This window comes from Adlercreutzia sp. CNCM I-6216, assembly GCF_977113345.1.
On sequence record NZ_CDSBIE010000014.1, the window covers coordinates 1 to 16,682 of the forward strand.

General features: G+C 67.0%; 27 protein-coding genes. All 27 read left to right on the plus strand.

The features are described from left to right. A partial coding sequence (locus tag ACYVRU_RS10450) for a DUF1351 domain-containing protein (protein WP_461186115.1) occupies positions 1–1,037 on the plus strand: 1,037 nt, incomplete at its 5' end. Next, on the plus strand, positions 1,030–1,932 hold the full coding sequence (gene bet / locus ACYVRU_RS10455) for a phage recombination protein Bet (RefSeq protein WP_461186116.1): 903 nt from the start codon (positions 1,030–1,032) through the stop codon (positions 1,930–1,932). The genes ACYVRU_RS10450 and bet, both read left to right, overlap by 8 nt. A gap of 9 nt (positions 1,933–1,941) precedes the next feature. Beyond that, positions 1,942–2,595 (plus strand): hypothetical protein, encoded by a 654-nt coding sequence (locus tag ACYVRU_RS10460; RefSeq protein WP_461186117.1) that lies wholly within the window; start codon positions 1,942–1,944, stop codon positions 2,593–2,595. Next, complete coding sequence (locus ACYVRU_RS10465) at positions 2,579–3,319, plus strand: ATP-binding protein (RefSeq protein WP_461186118.1); 741 nt, start codon at positions 2,579–2,581, stop codon at positions 3,317–3,319. The genes ACYVRU_RS10460 and ACYVRU_RS10465 overlap by 17 nt, the downstream gene beginning before the upstream one ends. After that, positions 3,316–3,729: a hypothetical protein gene (locus ACYVRU_RS10470; RefSeq protein WP_461186119.1), complete on the plus strand. Its 414-nt coding sequence runs from the start codon at positions 3,316–3,318 to the stop codon at positions 3,727–3,729. Before ACYVRU_RS10465 ends, ACYVRU_RS10470 begins: the two co-directional genes overlap by 4 nt. Continuing rightward, positions 3,726–3,971 (plus strand): hypothetical protein, encoded by a 246-nt coding sequence (locus tag ACYVRU_RS10475; RefSeq protein ID WP_461186120.1) that lies wholly within the window; start codon positions 3,726–3,728, stop codon positions 3,969–3,971. Before ACYVRU_RS10470 ends, ACYVRU_RS10475 begins: the two co-directional genes overlap by 4 nt. A gap of 119 nt (positions 3,972–4,090) precedes the next feature. Then, positions 4,091–5,026, plus strand: coding sequence for a hypothetical protein (locus ACYVRU_RS10480; RefSeq protein ID WP_461186121.1), 936 nt, complete (start codon positions 4,091–4,093; stop codon positions 5,024–5,026). A gap of 2 nt (positions 5,027–5,028) precedes the next feature. Beyond that, positions 5,029–5,241, plus strand: a complete 213-nt coding sequence (locus ACYVRU_RS10485) for a hypothetical protein (protein ID WP_461186122.1) — start codon at positions 5,029–5,031, stop codon at positions 5,239–5,241. Further along, positions 5,238–5,618, plus strand: coding sequence for a zinc-finger-containing protein (locus ACYVRU_RS10490; protein WP_461186123.1), 381 nt, complete (start codon positions 5,238–5,240; stop codon positions 5,616–5,618). Before ACYVRU_RS10485 ends, ACYVRU_RS10490 begins: the two co-directional genes overlap by 4 nt. Next, positions 5,611–5,964: a DUF4406 domain-containing protein gene (locus ACYVRU_RS10495; protein ID WP_461186124.1), complete on the plus strand. Its 354-nt coding sequence runs from the start codon at positions 5,611–5,613 to the stop codon at positions 5,962–5,964. Before ACYVRU_RS10490 ends, ACYVRU_RS10495 begins: the two co-directional genes overlap by 8 nt. A gap of 216 nt (positions 5,965–6,180) precedes the next feature. Further along, a complete protein-coding gene (locus tag ACYVRU_RS10500) occupies positions 6,181–6,399 on the plus strand; it encodes a hypothetical protein (RefSeq protein WP_461186125.1) in 219 nt (72 codons plus the stop codon). Continuing rightward, entirely contained in the window at positions 6,399–6,536 is a 138-nt protein-coding gene (locus ACYVRU_RS10505; protein ID WP_461186126.1) for a hypothetical protein, read from the plus strand. Before ACYVRU_RS10500 ends, ACYVRU_RS10505 begins: the two co-directional genes overlap by 1 nt. Further along, a complete protein-coding gene (locus tag ACYVRU_RS10510) occupies positions 6,526–6,747 on the plus strand; it encodes a hypothetical protein (RefSeq protein WP_461186127.1) in 222 nt (73 codons plus the stop codon). The genes ACYVRU_RS10505 and ACYVRU_RS10510 overlap by 11 nt, the downstream gene beginning before the upstream one ends. 42 nt (positions 6,748–6,789) lie before the next feature. Further along, the gene (locus ACYVRU_RS10515; RefSeq protein WP_461186128.1) at positions 6,790–7,164 is read left to right on the plus strand and encodes a hypothetical protein; all 375 of its coding nucleotides are present in this window, start codon (positions 6,790–6,792) and stop codon (positions 7,162–7,164) included. Positions 7,165–7,396: 232 nt separating this feature from the next. Further along, positions 7,397–7,546, plus strand: coding sequence for a hypothetical protein (locus ACYVRU_RS10520; protein ID WP_418380802.1), 150 nt, complete (start codon positions 7,397–7,399; stop codon positions 7,544–7,546). Beyond that, positions 7,540–9,201, plus strand: a complete 1,662-nt coding sequence (locus ACYVRU_RS10525) for a phage terminase large subunit (protein ID WP_418380801.1) — start codon at positions 7,540–7,542, stop codon at positions 9,199–9,201. Before ACYVRU_RS10520 ends, ACYVRU_RS10525 begins: the two co-directional genes overlap by 7 nt. A 27-nt stretch (positions 9,202–9,228) precedes the next feature. Continuing rightward, entirely contained in the window at positions 9,229–10,626 is a 1,398-nt protein-coding gene (locus ACYVRU_RS10530; protein ID WP_418380800.1) for a phage portal protein, read from the plus strand. Further along, positions 10,626–12,245, plus strand: coding sequence for a phage minor capsid protein (locus ACYVRU_RS10535; RefSeq protein ID WP_461186129.1), 1,620 nt, complete (start codon positions 10,626–10,628; stop codon positions 12,243–12,245). The genes ACYVRU_RS10530 and ACYVRU_RS10535 overlap by 1 nt, the downstream gene beginning before the upstream one ends. Next, on the plus strand, positions 12,242–12,529 hold the full coding sequence (locus ACYVRU_RS10540; RefSeq protein ID WP_461186130.1) for a hypothetical protein: 288 nt from the start codon (positions 12,242–12,244) through the stop codon (positions 12,527–12,529). Before ACYVRU_RS10535 ends, ACYVRU_RS10540 begins: the two co-directional genes overlap by 4 nt. Before the next feature lie 190 nt (positions 12,530–12,719). Then, positions 12,720–13,238 carry a hypothetical protein gene (locus ACYVRU_RS10545; protein WP_461186131.1) on the plus strand — a complete coding sequence of 173 codons (519 nt, stop codon included), beginning with the start codon at positions 12,720–12,722 and terminating at the stop codon, positions 13,236–13,238. Positions 13,239–13,256: 18 nt separating this feature from the next. Beyond that, positions 13,257–14,285, plus strand: a complete 1,029-nt coding sequence (locus tag ACYVRU_RS10550; RefSeq protein WP_461186132.1) for a hypothetical protein — start codon at positions 13,257–13,259, stop codon at positions 14,283–14,285. Between the two features lie 10 nt (positions 14,286–14,295). Beyond that, positions 14,296–14,469, plus strand: coding sequence for a hypothetical protein (locus tag ACYVRU_RS10555; RefSeq protein WP_330037442.1), 174 nt, complete (start codon positions 14,296–14,298; stop codon positions 14,467–14,469). Between the two features lie 3 nt (positions 14,470–14,472). Continuing rightward, positions 14,473–14,841, plus strand: a complete 369-nt coding sequence (locus ACYVRU_RS10560) for a head-tail connector protein (protein WP_418380796.1) — start codon at positions 14,473–14,475, stop codon at positions 14,839–14,841. Continuing rightward, positions 14,838–15,170: a putative minor capsid protein gene (locus ACYVRU_RS10565; RefSeq protein WP_418380795.1), complete on the plus strand. Its 333-nt coding sequence runs from the start codon at positions 14,838–14,840 to the stop codon at positions 15,168–15,170. Before ACYVRU_RS10560 ends, ACYVRU_RS10565 begins: the two co-directional genes overlap by 4 nt. Next, positions 15,167–15,496: a minor capsid protein gene (locus ACYVRU_RS10570; RefSeq protein WP_303148446.1), complete on the plus strand. Its 330-nt coding sequence runs from the start codon at positions 15,167–15,169 to the stop codon at positions 15,494–15,496. The genes ACYVRU_RS10565 and ACYVRU_RS10570 overlap by 4 nt, the downstream gene beginning before the upstream one ends. Next, a complete protein-coding gene (locus ACYVRU_RS10575) occupies positions 15,493–15,888 on the plus strand; it encodes a minor capsid protein (protein ID WP_461186133.1) in 396 nt (131 codons plus the stop codon). The genes ACYVRU_RS10570 and ACYVRU_RS10575 overlap by 4 nt, the downstream gene beginning before the upstream one ends. A 4-nt stretch (positions 15,889–15,892) precedes the next feature. After that, on the plus strand, positions 15,893–16,600 hold the full coding sequence (locus ACYVRU_RS10580; RefSeq protein WP_461186134.1) for a phage tail tube protein: 708 nt from the start codon (positions 15,893–15,895) through the stop codon (positions 16,598–16,600). Positions 16,601–16,682 lie beyond the last annotated feature (82 nt).

The following is a 16,682-nucleotide window of genomic DNA, read 5'->3' on the forward strand; positions in this document are numbered from 1 at the left end:
GCCGCCGGCCAAAGTCCGGTAGCGCGATCGGCGCCTGTGCGGTGGCGCGATTGGCGGGAAGCGGGGGCCCAATCGGCGATTATTACGGTAGCGCTAACATGGAGGTGACCGCCGAGGTGATCGAGGAGCCGACGAGCGATCTGTCCGTGACCTACACGCCGGCCGTCATCGACGACAACCTGGCGGCGGTGGAGGCATGGGTGGAGTCCCAGGTGGCGCCGTACCGTGGCGCGGTCATCGAGTACGACGACGACGAGCGCCGCAAGGAGGCCCGCAAGGCCCGCGCCGACCTCAACAAGATGAAGGACCCCATCAAGGCCGACCTCAAGCGCATCAAGGACGCCTACATGGCCCCCATGGCCGCGTTCGAGGGCCGCGTCAAGGGCATCATCGGCATCATCGACACCGCCCGCGACGACATCGACGCGCAGTTCAAGGCCGGCGAGAAGGCGTTCAAGGACGGCCGGCGAGCCGCCCTGCAGAAGGAGTACGAGGCCGTGGCCGGCCCCGTCGCCGGGCTCATCCCGCTGGAGTCATTCATCGAGAGCGAGTGGCTGGCGCCCAAGAAGTCCGAGGAGTGGGCCTGCGGCAAGCTCGCCGACAAGGCCGCCGAGGCGCTGGACGCCTACAGCCAGATCATGAAGCTCGACCTGCCGTTCAAGGACGAGGCCGTGGCGCGCTTCTGCGAGACGCTCTCCTTCGTGGAGGCCATCAAGCGCAACAGCGAGCTGGAGGAGGAGCGCGCCCGCATGGAGGAGTTCCGGGCGGCCCAGGCGGCCGTGGCGGCCCAGGCTCCCGAGCCGGAGCCGAAGCCGGCCCCCATGGCCGCACCGGCGCCGAGCCCCGCACCGGAGCCCGCGCCGCAGCCGATGGCCGCCCCCATCCCGGAGCCCGAGCCGGATCCCGTCTGCCGCTGGTCGCTGTCCACGCAGTTCGAGGGCACCCGCACGCTCGCCCAGCAGGTGGCCGCCGCCCTCAAGGGCCTGGGCATCACCGGCGCCGCAATCAGGTTCGAGGGGGAGGTGCGCCATGAGTAGCGAGATCGTGAAGTTCGAGGCCGACGACGGCCAGATGGTCGAGTTCGGCGAGAAGGAGGTGCGCGACCTGGTGTGCCCAGAGGCATCCCCGCGCGACGTGTCCCTCTTCCTCGCGTTCTGCCAGGCTCACAAGCTCGACCCCATCGGCGCGAAGGACGCGTACCTGGTCGGTTTCCGGGACAAGAAGACGGGGAACTTCCAGGCCTCCATCATCACGAGCTACCACGTCTTCAACAAGATCGCCTGCTCGCACGACGACTACGACGGCATAGAGAGCGGGATCATCGTGGCCGACAGCCAGGGCCGCGTGACGGAGGTGCCCGGCGCCGCCTTCTTCCCCAACTTGGGGCAGACCCTTTTGGGCGGCTGGGCCCGCGTCTACTCGAAGAAGCGATCGCATCCGTTCGTCGTCCGCGTCTCCCTCGCCGACTACACCACCGGCTGGGGCAACTGGAAGAGCCGGCCGGCCATGATGATCGAGAAGGTGGCGAAGTGCCAGGGCTGGCGGGGGATGTACCCGGAGGAGATGCGCGGAATGTACGGGGCCGAGGAGATGGATCAGGCCGCGCCGCAGTCGTACGAGCCCCCGGCCGTCGAGAGCGTGGAGACGGTGCGGCAAGCGCCGGCAGCCGAGACGGTGCAGGCCCCTCCCACTCCCCAGGCCCCCATCGACGCCTACAAGCTGGCGCTCATCCGCGCCCGCGACGAGCGGGGCGTCCCGGTGGCGGACGCCATGGCCAAGGTTCGGGAGATCATCTCCAAGCCGCCCGAGGCCTACGACGAGGCCGACATCGCCGCCGCCGTGACCATCGTAGACGGCCTTGGGCAGCCCGAGCCGGAGTACGAGGTCGTGGAGGAGCAGCTGCCCCTGTCCGACGACGACATACCGTTCTAGGAGGCGCGCATGAACTTTCTGGACGGATACTTCAAGACGGGCGACAAGATGCGCTCGAAGCGCGCGCGGCAGGAGTTCTACGCGGCGATCATCGAGTTCTACTACAAGGGAGTGGAGCCCGAGTTCAAGACCGAGGCGGCGGAGGTCGGCTTCGCCGGCATCCGCTACTCGCTCGAAGAGTCCCGCAACCAGTCGCAGCGCGGCAGCAAGCCACGCCCGAGGGCGAGGAAAAGCGCCAGCCGAACGCTAACCGAATCGCAACCGAGTACCAACCGAGAGATAGCCGAAGCGCAGCCGGAAGACATCCCAACGCTAACAAAGGAAGAAGTAAAGGAAGATACAGAGTATCCCCCCTACTGTCCCCCCACGGAGCCGGTTGGCGATTTCCCCCTACTGTGCCTCGCCGCCCTCAACGACGAGCTGGGCACTCCCTTCACCCGGATGCCCTCCGAGTGCGGGCGCACGCTGGCGGCGGCCGAGGGCCGGTTCAGCGTCGATCAGGTGCGGGCCATGGTCGCCTTCAAGCGCGACGACGTGGCCGGCACCCGCTGGAAGGGCATCCTGACGCCCAACACGCTGTTCAGCCCTGACCACTTCGAGCAGTACATGGCCCAGTCCATGGCCAACCGGGAGGAGGCGGAGCGGTATGCGGAGTACGCGTAGGGGCTTCGTCCCCGATCCCAAGCCGTGCGCCCACTGCGGGCGTGTCCTGTCGCCCCTCACCGCCGATCTCAACGGGCGCAAGGTGTTCGCCGGGTGGGAGCCGTGCGGGTGCCCCGGGGCCGAGGCGGCCAGGGCCAAGTGGGAGACCGAGCGCAGGCGCGGCGACGAGGCCGCCGCCGCTGCCGCCTGGGAGCGGAAGGTCGAGCAGAGCGGCATCCCGCCGCGCTACCGCGACGCGGCCCACCCATGGGCCGCGAGGCTCGCGCAGAGGGTCAGCGCGGGGGACGGGATCTACCTGCACGGCCGCAACGGCAGCGGGAAGACCACGCTCGCCTGCGCCGCCGCGCTGATCTGCCTGCGCAACGGGCTGTCCGTCCGCTTCGCCGTGGCCTCAAAGCTGCTGGACGAGCTGCGCGAGTTCGGCGAGGGCCAGAGGGACCTGCTTGCCGGGCTCGCAAAGTGCGACCTGCTCGTCGTGGACGACCTGGGCAAGGAGGGCGCGGCGACCCCTAGGGCCGCCGAGAAGCTGTTCGACCTGTTCAACGACCGCTACAACCAGCAGACCATGGCGCACCCGCGCCCCATCATCGTGACGAGCAACTTCCCCCGCAACGACGTGGCCAACCGGGTGAGCCAGGGAGGGGCCGGCGTCGCCATAGCCAGCCGGCTCAAGGAGACGACCGATGACGTCGTGATGGACGACAAAGATTGGAGGCTTCAATGATCGGCAAGACCACGCTGCCGCAGATGTGGTGGCCGCTGATGGGAAGGCCCAGCGTGAAGCTCCCCTACTGCCCGATCTGCGGCCGCACATCCCCCCTGGAGCAGCACCACCCCGTGCGGCGGGGAGCCGGGAAGCTCTTCGACGCCAACGGCCGGGAGGTGCGCAAGCCGACCATCACGCTGTGCGGCTTCGGCAACAACCGGCTTGACGCCGACGGGACGCCCTACTGCCACGGCCTGGCCCACGAGGGCCGGCTGCACTTCCGCTGGTCGGAGGTGCGCGGCCTGGACACGTCGCTCGCGCACTTCCCCGCCCCCTACGAGGGCGGCCACTGGGAGTACCTGCTCCTGGACGAGGGGTGCGACTACCTGACGGCCCTGGGAATGGACGGGTGGAGGCGGCTGCGATGACGGACGTGCCCGACCTGCCCCTGGAGCCTACCGATGCGCCCGTTCCCCGCCGATGGTGCGACCGCTGCCTCAACTGGGCCGAGTGCCCCTGCGGGTGCGGCTGGGGCTGGTGCACCTACGCCGACGAGTTCACAAGGCCAGACGATTCGGACGACTGCGGCGACTTCGACGGGGAGCCTCCGGAGATGGACGATGACCTCGCATGGGACGAAATCAGAGAGGAAGGAGACCATGACCGATAAAGACCGGGAGCCCTACTGGGAGCCTCCGAAAGAAAGGCGCGAGGAGCCGCGAGAGAGCTACGAGGATTTCGCCAGCCGCCGCGCAAGGGAAGAGCGCGAATGGATGAAGGAGGGAGACCATGACCGATAAAGACCCCAAGGACATGACCGCATCGGAGCTGCTGCGGAATACGGCCAGCTCGATAGAGACGCATCAACGAAGTTTAGAGTACCTCAACATGGCTGACAGCATCAATTTGCTCAGGGAAATGTTCTGCGTTGTTGAAAACGAGACGAGCTATTCGATAGATTTGGCAAATACCTTGGTCGCCATTGCTGACAAGATCGATGCCGAGCTTTCCGAGGCCCGGAAAGATGCAATTCGCGAGTCCAAGAAGCCCATGTGGTGGTTCCGTAATGCGATCAAGTGCGGATATGACTGGCCCGAGCCGCGAGACGGAGAGAAGTTCCGCGACTACCTGCACCGATGCTTCCTACCGCGCCCCCGCTTCGAGGACGGTGAGCCGGTACAAATCTCGGACATGGAGGAAATCGGAGCTTTGGCCACGTACCGCGTGTACATGGACGGGAGCTGGGAATTCGAGCCGGACAAGTACGAGGACGAGACAAGCCCAAAGCTGTGGGACGTGCAGTTCGGAGCGAAGAGCGAACGCGTGAAGCGCCCCGCCCCCGAGGCGCTGGGGGCCGACGGGCTGCCCATCGTGGTGGGCGAGACGGTGTGGGGGATACTCAGCGGCATCGAGGGCACCGTGAGTTCTATGAACGACGACTCGACCGCATATGTCAAATGGGATGACGGAAGATGGTCTCCGTGCATAGACTGCTGCAACCTCACCCACACCCCTCCCGACACCCAGGAGCGCATCGACGAGGACAAAGGGAAGAAAGGCAACGAGTACTGGAGGTGCGTTGGCTTCCTCTGCGGAGACTGCCCAGCCGAGATCGACGGGAAGAGGCCGAGCGATCGGTACGGCGTGCTCAACTGCTGGATCGCCCAGGGCATGGACATAGCCCGCAGGCAGGCCGATCTTGACGCCCGGAAGGGAGGCGAGTAGCCGTGTGCGAGTACTGCGGCGAAGAGCCCGAGCCGATCATCGAGGTGCGTCTTGATAACGAGCAAACCGACGTATTCGTTGACTACGACCCTTCGCTTGGTGGCAGGTTTACGTTAGCGATTGAAACGGTGCTGTGGGATGCCAGTACATGGCATCACGCCGAGATCAGCTACTGCCCCATGTGCGGGCGCGACCTGAGAGGGGGAGAGCAATGACGCCGCCGAAGCATCCGACTGTCTGCAACATCTGCGGGGGCAAGGTGTCCTACGTCTCCAACGCCCGCGTCTACGGCAGTAGGTACGGGAGCGGCTGGTGCTATCTCTGCGAGAGCTGCGGGGCCTACGTCGGCACCCACGGGCCGCGCCCGAGGGAGGCCATGGGAATCCTCGCCGACAAGCGGATGCGCAGACTGAAGATGGAGTGCCATGAGCTGTTCGACCGCACGTGGGAGACGAACGCCGAGCGCCGCGAGAGGTACGCGCGGCTCGCGAGCAGGCTGGGAATCCCAGTCGCCGAGTGCCATTTCGGTTACTTCGACGCTCCGATGTTGGAGCGGGCGCTTGCGATACTCAAGGAGGAAGGCAATGACTAGGCTCTACATCTCCGGCCCCGTGACGGGCATCGAGGACAACAACCGCGAGGCGTTCAAGGAAGCGAGACGAAAGCTGTGGTACGAGCACAAGGGATATATCGCTGACATCCCGCACGACTTCGTTGAGGAGGGAACTCCGCATGATGAGGCCATGGCCGTGCTGCTTAATAGACTAACGGATCGCACGTACTCCTACCGAAAGGGAAAGCTCGCCAACCTCTACGACGGCGTGGCCCTCCTACCCGGCTGGGAGCAGTCGGAGGGCGCGAAGTTGGAGAAGGCCGTGGCCGAGGCCTGCGGCATCCCGGTGAAGACCGTGGACAAGTGGCTGGAGGAGGCGCGATGAGGCGGTTCGCGCGGAAGCCCTCGGACTGCTTCGTCATCCCGATTCGGGGATGCAAGGGGGCGATGAGGTTCAGCCGATTCGCCGAGACGGGCGAGTGCCTGGGATTCCAGACCTCGAAAGAGAACGACGAGCCGCACCCCTGCTGCAAGGAGTGCAGGTACCTCGCCGGCGATCTGAGAGGAGACGAAAGATGAGCGAGTGGTTGGAGGAGGAGTGATGAGCGCCTACGAGATAGGAGACGAGCGCGTCATGCAGTACGCGGGCGTCGAGCACAGCGAGGACGTGTGGATCGACAATGGCGAGCTGGTGCGATGCAGCGACTGCGTCAACTGGGGAGCCGAGTCGATCTATGCGCACGACTACTGCCAAGTAGTCCGCAAGTACGTGCGCCCGAGCGACTGGTGCTGCTGGGGCGCGGGGAAAGGAGTTTTCTGATGCTGTGGTGCTACTGCCCGGCCGAGCACGACTGGGTTCCCGACGGCTGGTGCGAGGACATCTGCTGCGAGATGTGCGACGAGTCCGTGAAGTGCTGGGTCAGCGACGAGGGCGAGGAGGCGACCGATGAGCGATGACGAGCGCGATAAGTTGTTGGGCTTCCTGGCTGAGCTTCGCGACCTGTGCGGAAAGTACGGCTACGAGATCGGCGGCTGCGGCTGCTGCGGGTCTCCGTGGCTGAACACCAGCAAGGACGGCCCGACGAATACCGTCGATCTCTACGCCGACGGGAAAGAGGCATCCGTTTGGATCGAGGGAGAGGGAGAGGTGTCGACTAATGACCGATGAGCTGAAGCACTGCCCGAACTGCGGCGCGAAGGTGGTGGCGTGATGCTCAACACGTACAAAGTCACTCCGAAGGTGGACGCGTCGTCCACGCACCACCACAACCTCAACTTCAACGCTGTCTCTGGCAATTTGTGCAAGAGCCATCCGAAGAGCGTGTTCGCCTGGTTCCACAAGGACTCGCCCGTGGGCGAGAAGCTGATGGGGCCATGCCCGACGTACAGGTTCGACTTCGAGAAGAGGGCGAATCGCACTTACAGCGGCGGATACGGCTTCGAGAATACGAGGTACGAATACGTCAACGGCGAGGAGCCGGTGGTGGTTCTCCAAGTGATGCTGACGGGCGAGGACAACGTGATCGCCGAGATCGTGAGGACGGACGACTTCTACGAGCCGCCGACCGAGGAGGCCCAGTGCTAGCCCGCGCCGCCCTCGCGGCGGTGCTGGTGCCACTGGGGCTGGTGTGCTGGATGGCGATGGACGAGGTTAGGAGGTGCGAGTAGCGACACCTGGGGGACTATGGGGGCGCGGAGGGGCTTCCTAGTCATTCCTTCCCCCCTCCCCCTCCTATCTGGCGGGCCGTCCATCCGGGCGGTCCGTCCCCTTTCCGGCGACACCTTTCGCACCATACAGCCCAGAGAGAGGAGGCCCGATGCCCAGGAGCATGCTCTACTGCCTCCGGTGCGGGGGCTCTTTCCCCATCCGCCGGCAGAACAACCGCAAGCGCGAGAGGAACCACATCAAGACCATGTGGTGCCCGTGGTGCGAGCGCGTCACGCCGCATCGGGAGAACCGGTGCTGACGCCCAAGCAGGAGGCCTACTGCCTCGCCAGGTGCCGCGGTCTCACGCAGCGCCAGGCGTACCGCGAGGCGTACCCGGCGTCCAGGAAGTGGCATGAGGGCACGGTAGACAGTCGCGCCAGCGAGCTGGAGCACGATAGTGAGGTTTTGGGTAGGCTGTCCCAACTCCGGGAGTCCGCCGCCAAGGAGGCGCGCATCACCAGGGCGCAGGTGATAGAGCGGCTGGCCGACCTCGCGGAGGACGCCTACGAGCGCGCCCACGACGCCGACCCGGCGAGCTACGGGGCAGCGTCCAGCGCGGCCATCAGGAGCAACGAGGCCCTTCTGAAATGGCTCCCCGAGGACGAGCCCGAGGCGCGGCCCGCATTCGTGGCCGACTTCGGCCTCCTGATCGCCCCATCGTTCCTCGAGCCCCACAGGCTCATCTCCGCGGGCGGCATCACCGACGTGTGGCTGGGCGGCGGCCGAGGCTCCATGAAGTCGTCATTCGCTGCCCTGGAGCTGGTCTACTGGGTTGAGCGCCATCCCGACCAGCACGGGCTGGTGCTCATGCGCTACAAGAACTCGCTGCGCGACTCGGCCTACGCCCAGGTGGTGTGGGCCATCAACATGATGGGGCTGCAGGACGACTACGACATGCCCGACTCGACCCTGCGCATCCGCAAGAAGTCCACGGGCCAGCTCATTTTGTTCCGGGGCTGCGACAACCCCAAGAAGATCAAATCCGTCAAGGTCCCCTTCGGGCACATCGGCATCGGCTGGTTCGAGGAGGCCGACATGTTCCGGGGCATGGCGGAGATCCGCATGGTCAACCAGTCGCTCACGCGCGGCGGCTCGGAGTTCGTGCGCCTCTACTCCTTCAACCCGCCCCGCTCGAAGACCTGCTGGATCAACGAGCACTGCGCCGATATGGAGGCGCGCGGCGAGAGGGTGTTCCGATCAACCTACCTGGACGCCCCAAGGGAGTGGCTGGGCGAGCAGTTCATAGCAGATGCCGAGGCCCTGAGGGAGACCGACCCCAGGGCCTACGAGCACGAGTACCTGGGCATCCCGGTGGGAGTGGGAGGCGACGTGTTCGACAACGCCGTGTTCCGCGAGGTGACCGACGATGAGACTGCGGCGTTCGACAACCTGCGCTGCGGCCAGGACTTCGGATGGTACCCGGACCCGTGGCACTTCACCATATCCGAGTGGCAGCCCGCAAGGCGCCGCCTGGTCACCTGGTACGAGGACTCGGGCAACAAGCTGCAGCCGTGGGAGCAGGCGGAGCGGATACGCATCGCGCTCACATGGGCCGACTGGGAGGGCGAGGACGCGGCCTTCCACAGCCTGCCCGTGCGCTCGGACGACGCCGAGCCGGGCACCATCTCGGCGCAGAGGGACGCCGGGGTGAACGCCCGCGCCGCGCAGAAGGGCGGCATGCGCGACCGCTCCTATCGCTTCCTGCAGTCGGTGGAGTGGGTCATCGACCCGGCCCGCTGCCCCCGCCTGGCCAAGGAGGTGCGCGAGATGCAGTACGAGAGGAACGCGGACGGAGAGTGGCTCAACTCCATCCCCGACGGCAACGACCACGGCATCGACTCCGTGCGCTACGCCATGATGCGCGAGGCCCGCTCCCGCAGGGCCATGCGACCGGCGACAGAGGGGGCAGAATAGCCGCGCAAGAGAGCGAAAGGGGGCCGCGTGGCCGAGAACGAGTTCACGATCTCATCCGATGCCGTCAGGCTCATCCGCGAGCAGGGGTACGAGCCGAGGCGCACGATGGACGGGAAGATAGCGGAGTGGAGGGCTCTGTACACGGGCACCGACCCGTTCTTCGAGGTGCCCTACGTCAACGCGAGCGGCGCGCGCAGGAAGCGGCGCCGCAACTCCCTCAAACCCGCCCGCAGGGTATGCCGCGAGCTCGCCTCCCTCATCCTCACCGACGACACCGAGGTGTCCGTCGAGAAGCCCCTGGCGAACGAGTGGCTCGGCGGCCTCCTGGCGCGATCGAACTTCTGGCCCACGGGCCAGCGCGTCGTCGAGAGCTGCGCCGCGCTGGGCACAGCCGCGTGGGCGCTGTCCTTCGACGTGCGCGACGACGAGGTGCGCCGTATCCTCATGCCCCGCTACGACGCCCGCATGGTGCTCCCGCTGACCTTCGACTCCCAAGGCGTCTACGAGTGCGCCTTCGTCACGCGGGTGACCGACGCCGGCAAGGACGCGGAGCAGGTGCAGCTCATGACGATGGACGTCGAGACCGGCACCTACCACGTGCGCACCTGGCTGCTGCGCGACGGGAAGCCGCTCGACCCCGAGTCGTGCGGAATCATCGCAGACTTCGACACGCGCAGCCGCTTCAAGCCGTTCGGCATCTTCACGACGGGGAACGAGAACGTGCACGACGACCTCTCCCCCTTCGGAGCATCGATCTTCGCGGACGCCGAGGACGAGATCAAGGCCGTGGACATAGCATGGGACGCCTTCATCCAGGAGATCACCCTGACGGGCGTGCGCCTGTTCGTCGACGACGAGCTGATCTCCACCGGGGAGGACGGCGGACGCGTCGTGCCGACCGGGGTGGCCGAGGACATGTTCTACCGCAAGGTGGAGGGGAAGGAGGCCAAGAACTACATCGAGACCTTCTCCCCGAACATCCGCACCGAGCCGCTGCTGGCCGCGCTGAACGCGTCCCTCGCCGAGATGGGGGACGCCTGCGGGTTCGGCCAGAACTACTTCACGCTCGACAAGCCCGGCGGCATGAAGACCGCCAAGGAGGTCATGGCCGACAGCTCCCAGCTGATGCGCACTGTCCGCAAGCACGAGAACGCCCTGCGCGGCGGCATCCAGGACGTGGTGGGCGCCCTGTTGGACAACCACCGCATCCACCTCGGGGCCGAGATCGAGGAGGACTTCGGGGCCGTGTCCGTCATGTTCGACGACTCCGTGATCACCGACACCCAGAGCGAGAAGGAGACCATGATGGCCGAGATCGCCGCCGGCGTGGTGCCAAAGTGGATGTACCTCGTCGAGTTCTACGGCAAGAGCGAGGATGAGGCCCGCGCGCTCCTGCCCGAGGCGACGTTCGATCCGGGATACTAGTGCTGTCCCCCGATCAGATAGAGGAGGCCGGCGAGCGCGTCGCCGCCGTCTACCGCGAGATCGAGGCGCGGATGCTCGACCACCTCGCCAGGGTCATGGCCGAGGGATGGGGGGAGTCGCCCCGCACCGTGACGGAGGCCGCGCTGCTCGCACAGTCTCAGGCCGAGGAGCTGCGGCGCATGGTGGAGGAGTTCAGACCCTACATCGACGCCGCCGTGCTGGAGGTCGTGGAGGAGTGCCTAGAGGCGTCCGACGAGGACGACGTGGCCAGGGCCGGCGGCTCGTCGGAGTGGCCGGCGCAGATCGACGCCACGGTAAAGGGCATGGCCGAGGTGCTGACCCGCGACAACATCCAGATGGCCGAGGGGGCCAAGCAGGCGTTCCTCAATGCCTCGATCGAGGCCGTCGCCCGCGTCAACTCCGGCGATGCGGACAGGGAGGCCGCGCTGCACCGCGCTGTGCGCAAGCTGGAGCGCGACGGCATCGAAATCATCACCTACCAGGACGCCGACACGGGGCGCGTCACCGTGCGCAACAAGGCCGACGTGGCCGTGCGCCGCCACGTGCGCACCCAGATCGCCCAGGACGCCGCCCGCCTGACCATCGAGCGCATGAAGCGGCTTGGCATCGACCTGGTGGAGGTGTCGAGCCACGAGGGCAGCAGGAAGAGCCACGCCGAGTGGCAGGGCCAGTGCTACAGCTATGAGGGCGAGCAGGTCATCGACGGAACGGTGTATCCCGACCTCAGATCGGCAACAGGATACGGCAACGTGGACGGCCTTCTCGGCGCGAACTGCCGCCACAGCTTCGGCCCCTACCGGCACGGCGCGCCCCGTATGTACGATCCCGACCCGAAGACCGCCAGCGGGCTTCCCAACGACGAGGTGTACGAGCTGACCCAGGGGCAGCGGTACCGCGAGCGCAAGATACGCGAGGCGAAGCGCGAGCTGCGCGGCGCGAGGATGCTCTACGACCGCGACAAGAGCGACGCGAACCTGGCCGAGTACCTTAAGGCGAAGCAGAAGTTGCAGCGGCGCCAGGAGAAGATGCGCGAGTACATCGGCGCCGCCAACGCGAAGAGCAAGACCGGGAAGCCAGTGCTGCACCGCAAGCCCGACCGCGAGTGGGCCGGCGACATGCCGAAGGGCGGCCTCGCGGTCAGCGCGGCATCCAGGAAGAGGGCCATGGAGAGGACGGCGCTGAAGGAGAAGTGCCTGCGCGCCAAGTACCCCGTGTTCGACCGCGACGAGCTTGGGCGCATCGGCCGCGCCACGCACGCGGCGAGGAAGGAGGAGGGCCGCTACGACGTGGTGATGCACGGATCGCCGCAGATCGCGCTCCCCTACCTCGAAAGGGCCGACGCCCGCCTGATCGCCGACGTGCTGCGATCGAGGGACGACTACCACGGGGAGCCGGTGAGGCTGCTGTCCTGCCACACGGGGCGCGCGGACGAGCGCGGCGAGTGCTTCGCGCAAAGGCTCGCCGACGAGCTCGGCGCGGCAGTGACGGCGCCCGACGGGATGCTGTGGCTCTACGACGACGGATCCTTCACCATCGGCAAGAGGAAGGGCGAGAACACTGGAAGCATGGTACAATTCGACCCGAGGAGGAAGCGATGACCGACGCGTTCACAGACTACGAGAGCAAGGGCGACCTCGCAACCCGCGACTACGCACCGGGCGAGAAGGAGGCCCTGCTTTCCTATATGCGCTCCTTCCGCCGCAAGGCGGTAGCCGCCGGCTTCTTCGACGACGCCGTGACCGGCGAGACGAAGATCGGCATCGACTACCTCGCGTTCGATGACGGCACCTTCTCCTGGACCTCCCGGGACACCTACCACGTTGAGCACTACGACCTCGCCCCGTGCGAGGAGTTCCTCGCCCGTGCCATGGCATCCGCATAGTCGCATCCTACGGTAATGACGGCAAGCGTTACGGCGCCCCGTCCACGGCCCCGCAACGGCGGGGCCTTTCTTTTGCCCGGAACCCCCTGGCGACACCTCTCAGATACTGCTCCCTGCTTGGGATAGCGCGAAAAACCCACCCACTGCGGAGAGAACCGCGCGAACAAACCTGGGATGAAAGGAGCAGGAAATGGCAGGAGAGAATTTGGGCGACGAGGCCAAGGAGAGAGAGCCGCAGGGCGGCACCGAGCCGACGGGCGCGGAGCCGGCCGACCCGAAGCCCGACGGCGGCAAGGGCGGCCCGGACGACGGAGACGTCAAGGACTCCCACGGACAGCCCGGCATCAACAAGGAGCGCCACGACCGCGAGATCGCGGAGAGGGACGCCAAGATCGCCGAGCTGGAGGGAAAGCTCGAGGAGGCGGCGAAGACCGAGGAGGGACGCGCCGACCTCAAGGCCGAGATCGACAAGCTCCGGGCCGAGCAGGCCGAGGAGCGCACGGCCCACAAGCTGGAGATGTCCGGCTGCGTGGACGTGAAGGCCGCCAAGGCGCGCCTGGCCGACTTCGACGGCGACGTCGCCAAGCTCAAGGAATCGTGCCCATACCTGTTCGGAGAGAAGCCGAAGCAAACCGGCAGCACGGGCAAGCCCCCTGCGGGAGCGTCCAAGGCCATGGACGAGAAGCTGGACAAGATCTTCGGCGTTTAGAGAGAAAGGCACTCCTAGATGGCACAGAACAATCTGGGGAACATGGTCGAGAAGTACACCACGCGCCTCGACCAGCAGATCACCGTCGGCACCTGCACCGCCGACCTCAACATGAACCAGGACCTCCTCGGCGAGATGACCGGGGCCGGCGTCATCGACGTTGCCACCATCGCCATGGACGGCCTGGCAGACCACGTGCGCGGGCGCGGGTTCGTGCGCGGCGGCGCCGAGCTGAAGTGGACGCCCTACCAGCTCGAGTTCGAGCGCGACCGCGAGTTCGTCATCGACGAGCTCGACGACGCCGAGCGCCTGCGCATCGTCACCGCCAACCTCATGTCCGAGTTCAACCGCGAGAAGGTCATCCCCGAGATCGACGCCATCCGCTTCGCGCGCATGGCGGAGAACGCGGCGAACATGGAGGCGGCGACCTACACCACCCCGCAGCAGGCGTTCGACGACCTGCTGCTCGCGGAGGAGTGCATGGAGGACAACGGCGTGCAGCTGTCCGGCTGCATCCTGTACTGCACCTCCAAGTACAAGGGCCTGCTGCGCAAGGCGCAGCCCTACCGCATGGGCCAGGGCGAGGCTCCGAACGGCACGTTCGACACCTTCGACGACATGCGCATCCGCGTCATCCCGGCGAGCCGCTTCATGACCGCCATCGACCTGCTAGACGGCACTACCACCGGCGAGGAGGCCGGAGGCTACAAGATCGCATCCGGCGGCTACCGCAAGACCGCCGACACCGACATCGTGAGCGGGAAGGACTATTACACGAAGTCCGGCGAGACCTACACGAAGGTGGCGAGCCCGGCGAAGGAGAGCCTGGGCGACTACTACGAGCTTTCCGGGCAGGGCAAGGCCATCAACTTCCAGGTGGTCCACCCGTCGGCCGTGGCCGCGCTCTCGCGCCTCGCGAAGCTGCGCTACTTCGCCCCGGACGTGAACCAGGACGACGACGCCCACAAGTGGCAGTACCGCCTGTTCCACGACCTGTGGGTCTACAAGAACAAGAAGGAACTCATCTACGGCACCCATGCCGAGTAAGGAGGAGAGCATGCGAACCGTCGGAAAGACCGTGGCTGGCAAGACCGTCCGCGTGACCGCGCCCAAGGCGGCGGCCGAGAAGGCCGTCGCGAGCGACAAGACCGCAGCGAAACCAGCGACGAGCGGCAAGAAGCCGGCCGCCAAGACCGCGCCCAAGGCGGCGGCCGAGAAGGCCGAGGGCTAGGCGATGGGCCGCCCCGAGATAACAGTCGAGGACTACGAGGACGCATACGGCCCCGTGGACGAAGACGCCTTCGGGGCGGCGCTCCGCTGCGCCGAGGCCGAGGTGGCCTCCATCGTCGGGTACGCCCCCGTGGACACTCCGGCGAGGGAGGACGCCTGGAAGCGCGCCGTCATGGCGGCCGTGTCCGTGGACGCCGCCTACGGGTTCTCCCACGGGATAGGCGAGGGCACGGAGTCCGTCACGCTCGGAAAGTTCTCCTACTCGGCATCGTCGCCCGCGCCGGGATCGTCGCCGTGGCGAGACGAGGTTCGCGCTGCGGCACGGCGCGAGCTGGTGGGATCGGGGCTGCTCTACCAGGGGCTGGCGCTATGAGGCCCATCCCCCGCCGCATGCTCCCCTCTTCGTGCACCGTGCGCGAGCCGCTGGACGACGGCGGCTTCGGCGGCCGCTACGGGGAGGAGCGGAGTATGCGCTTCGTGCGCTTCGAGTCCTCCGACGACGTGCGGGCCACCGAGTACCAGCTGCGGGACGGCCCCAAGGGCACGCTGTTCATCGACGCCGTGAGCACCGAGGGGGCGCTCGCCGTCCCCGCCGGGTCGCTCGTGAGCGTTGACGGCTCGCCGCCCGTGGCCGCCACGTCCTGCGTCCCGTGCCCGGACGGCATGGGGCGCGTGCACCACTGGGAGGTGGCCCTGGGATGAGCGTGACGGTCGATCTGTCGGGCCTTCGGGCCGTGGAGAAGATGCGCGGCGACATCCTGGAGGAGGCGGCGATGCGCGCCGAGTTCGAGATCCGCCGCTACGTCCCCATGGACGAGGGCGTGCTGCGGGCCTCGGGGCAGATCGCCAGCCAGTTCCGGGCGGGGCTGCTCGTGTGGGCAACGCCCTACGCCGCCAACCAGTACTACCTGCCCCACGCCCACACCACGGACGGCACCACCGACCACTGGGACGAGGCGTGGGCGCGCGACAGGCTGCCGCAGTGGATGGACTACGTGGCGGCCATCTACGAAGGGAAGATGCGATGAGCGCGAGAATCGACGCCGTGGACGTGGCCAGAGGCGTCCTGGAGGGGACGCTGGGCAAGCCGGTGTCCCTCTCCATGGCCGACTCCTACCGCCGCCCCGAGGCCACCGTGCTGACGTGCGGCATGCCCGTGCCGGGCAAGCGGTACTGGGACGGCAGCGGCACCGTGACGCTTCGCCTGACCGTGATCGTGAAGCGCATGTGCGAGGAGGAGGCCATCGCCGACGCCGACGACGCCTCCCGCGCCCTCAACAAGGCCGGCGCGCTGGAGTCGCGCGACGGCTCCTACCGCCTCGTGTCGAACTCGGCCGAGACCCCCCGCCAGCTCCGATGGGACGAGCAGGGGCGCTGGGTGTGGGCCTTCGACGCGGAAATCGAGTACGAAGAGAGGTAATCACATGGATCTAGGATTCGCCCTGAACTACCAGTTCGTGTACCTGATCGACACGAACCCGACGGGGACGCCCGACTGGGCCTTCCTCGGCCCCGGCGTGGAGTCGTTCACCAACGACCGCGCCGACACCACCGTGGACAAGGCCTACTGGGACAAGGGCGGCGCCACCTCCACCAACGTCACCGCCGTGACGAGCGGCTGGACGGTGGCCGGCGACCGCCTCGTCGGCGACAAGGCCCAGGACTACGTGGTGGGCCTCGCCTACCTCAAGGGCAGCGAGCGCAAGACCAAACTGCGCCAGGTCGGCCCCGACGGCGAGGCGCTTGAGTGGCCCGTCACGATCACCGACATCAAGGGGGCCGGGGCCGACGGCAACACGCCGGACAACGTGCCCTTCGGCTGCGCCCTCAAGTGCGAGGGCGACCCGCTGCTCGTGGAGGAGGCCGCCGGCACCGAGCTGCCCGAGACCGTTACCGTGACCGCCGTCACCGTGGCCGTCGGGGAGACGGCCAAGATCGAGCCGACCGTGACCCCCGCGGACGCCTCCGGCTTCTGCCTGTTCGCCGTGGCAGAGTCGGGCCGCAAGGTCTGCCGGGTGGATGCCGAGGGCAACGTGCACGGACTCGCGGCCGGAGAGACGGAGGTCGTGGTGAAGTGCTCCGCCAAGCCCACCGTGAGCGCCGCCGTGAAGGTGACCGTCACGGGGTCGTAGGCGACACACATAGGAACATGAGCCGCGAGGCCGGGGAGGAAGCGCAGCCTCCCCGGCCTTTCCTTTTACTGCGCGAAAGGAA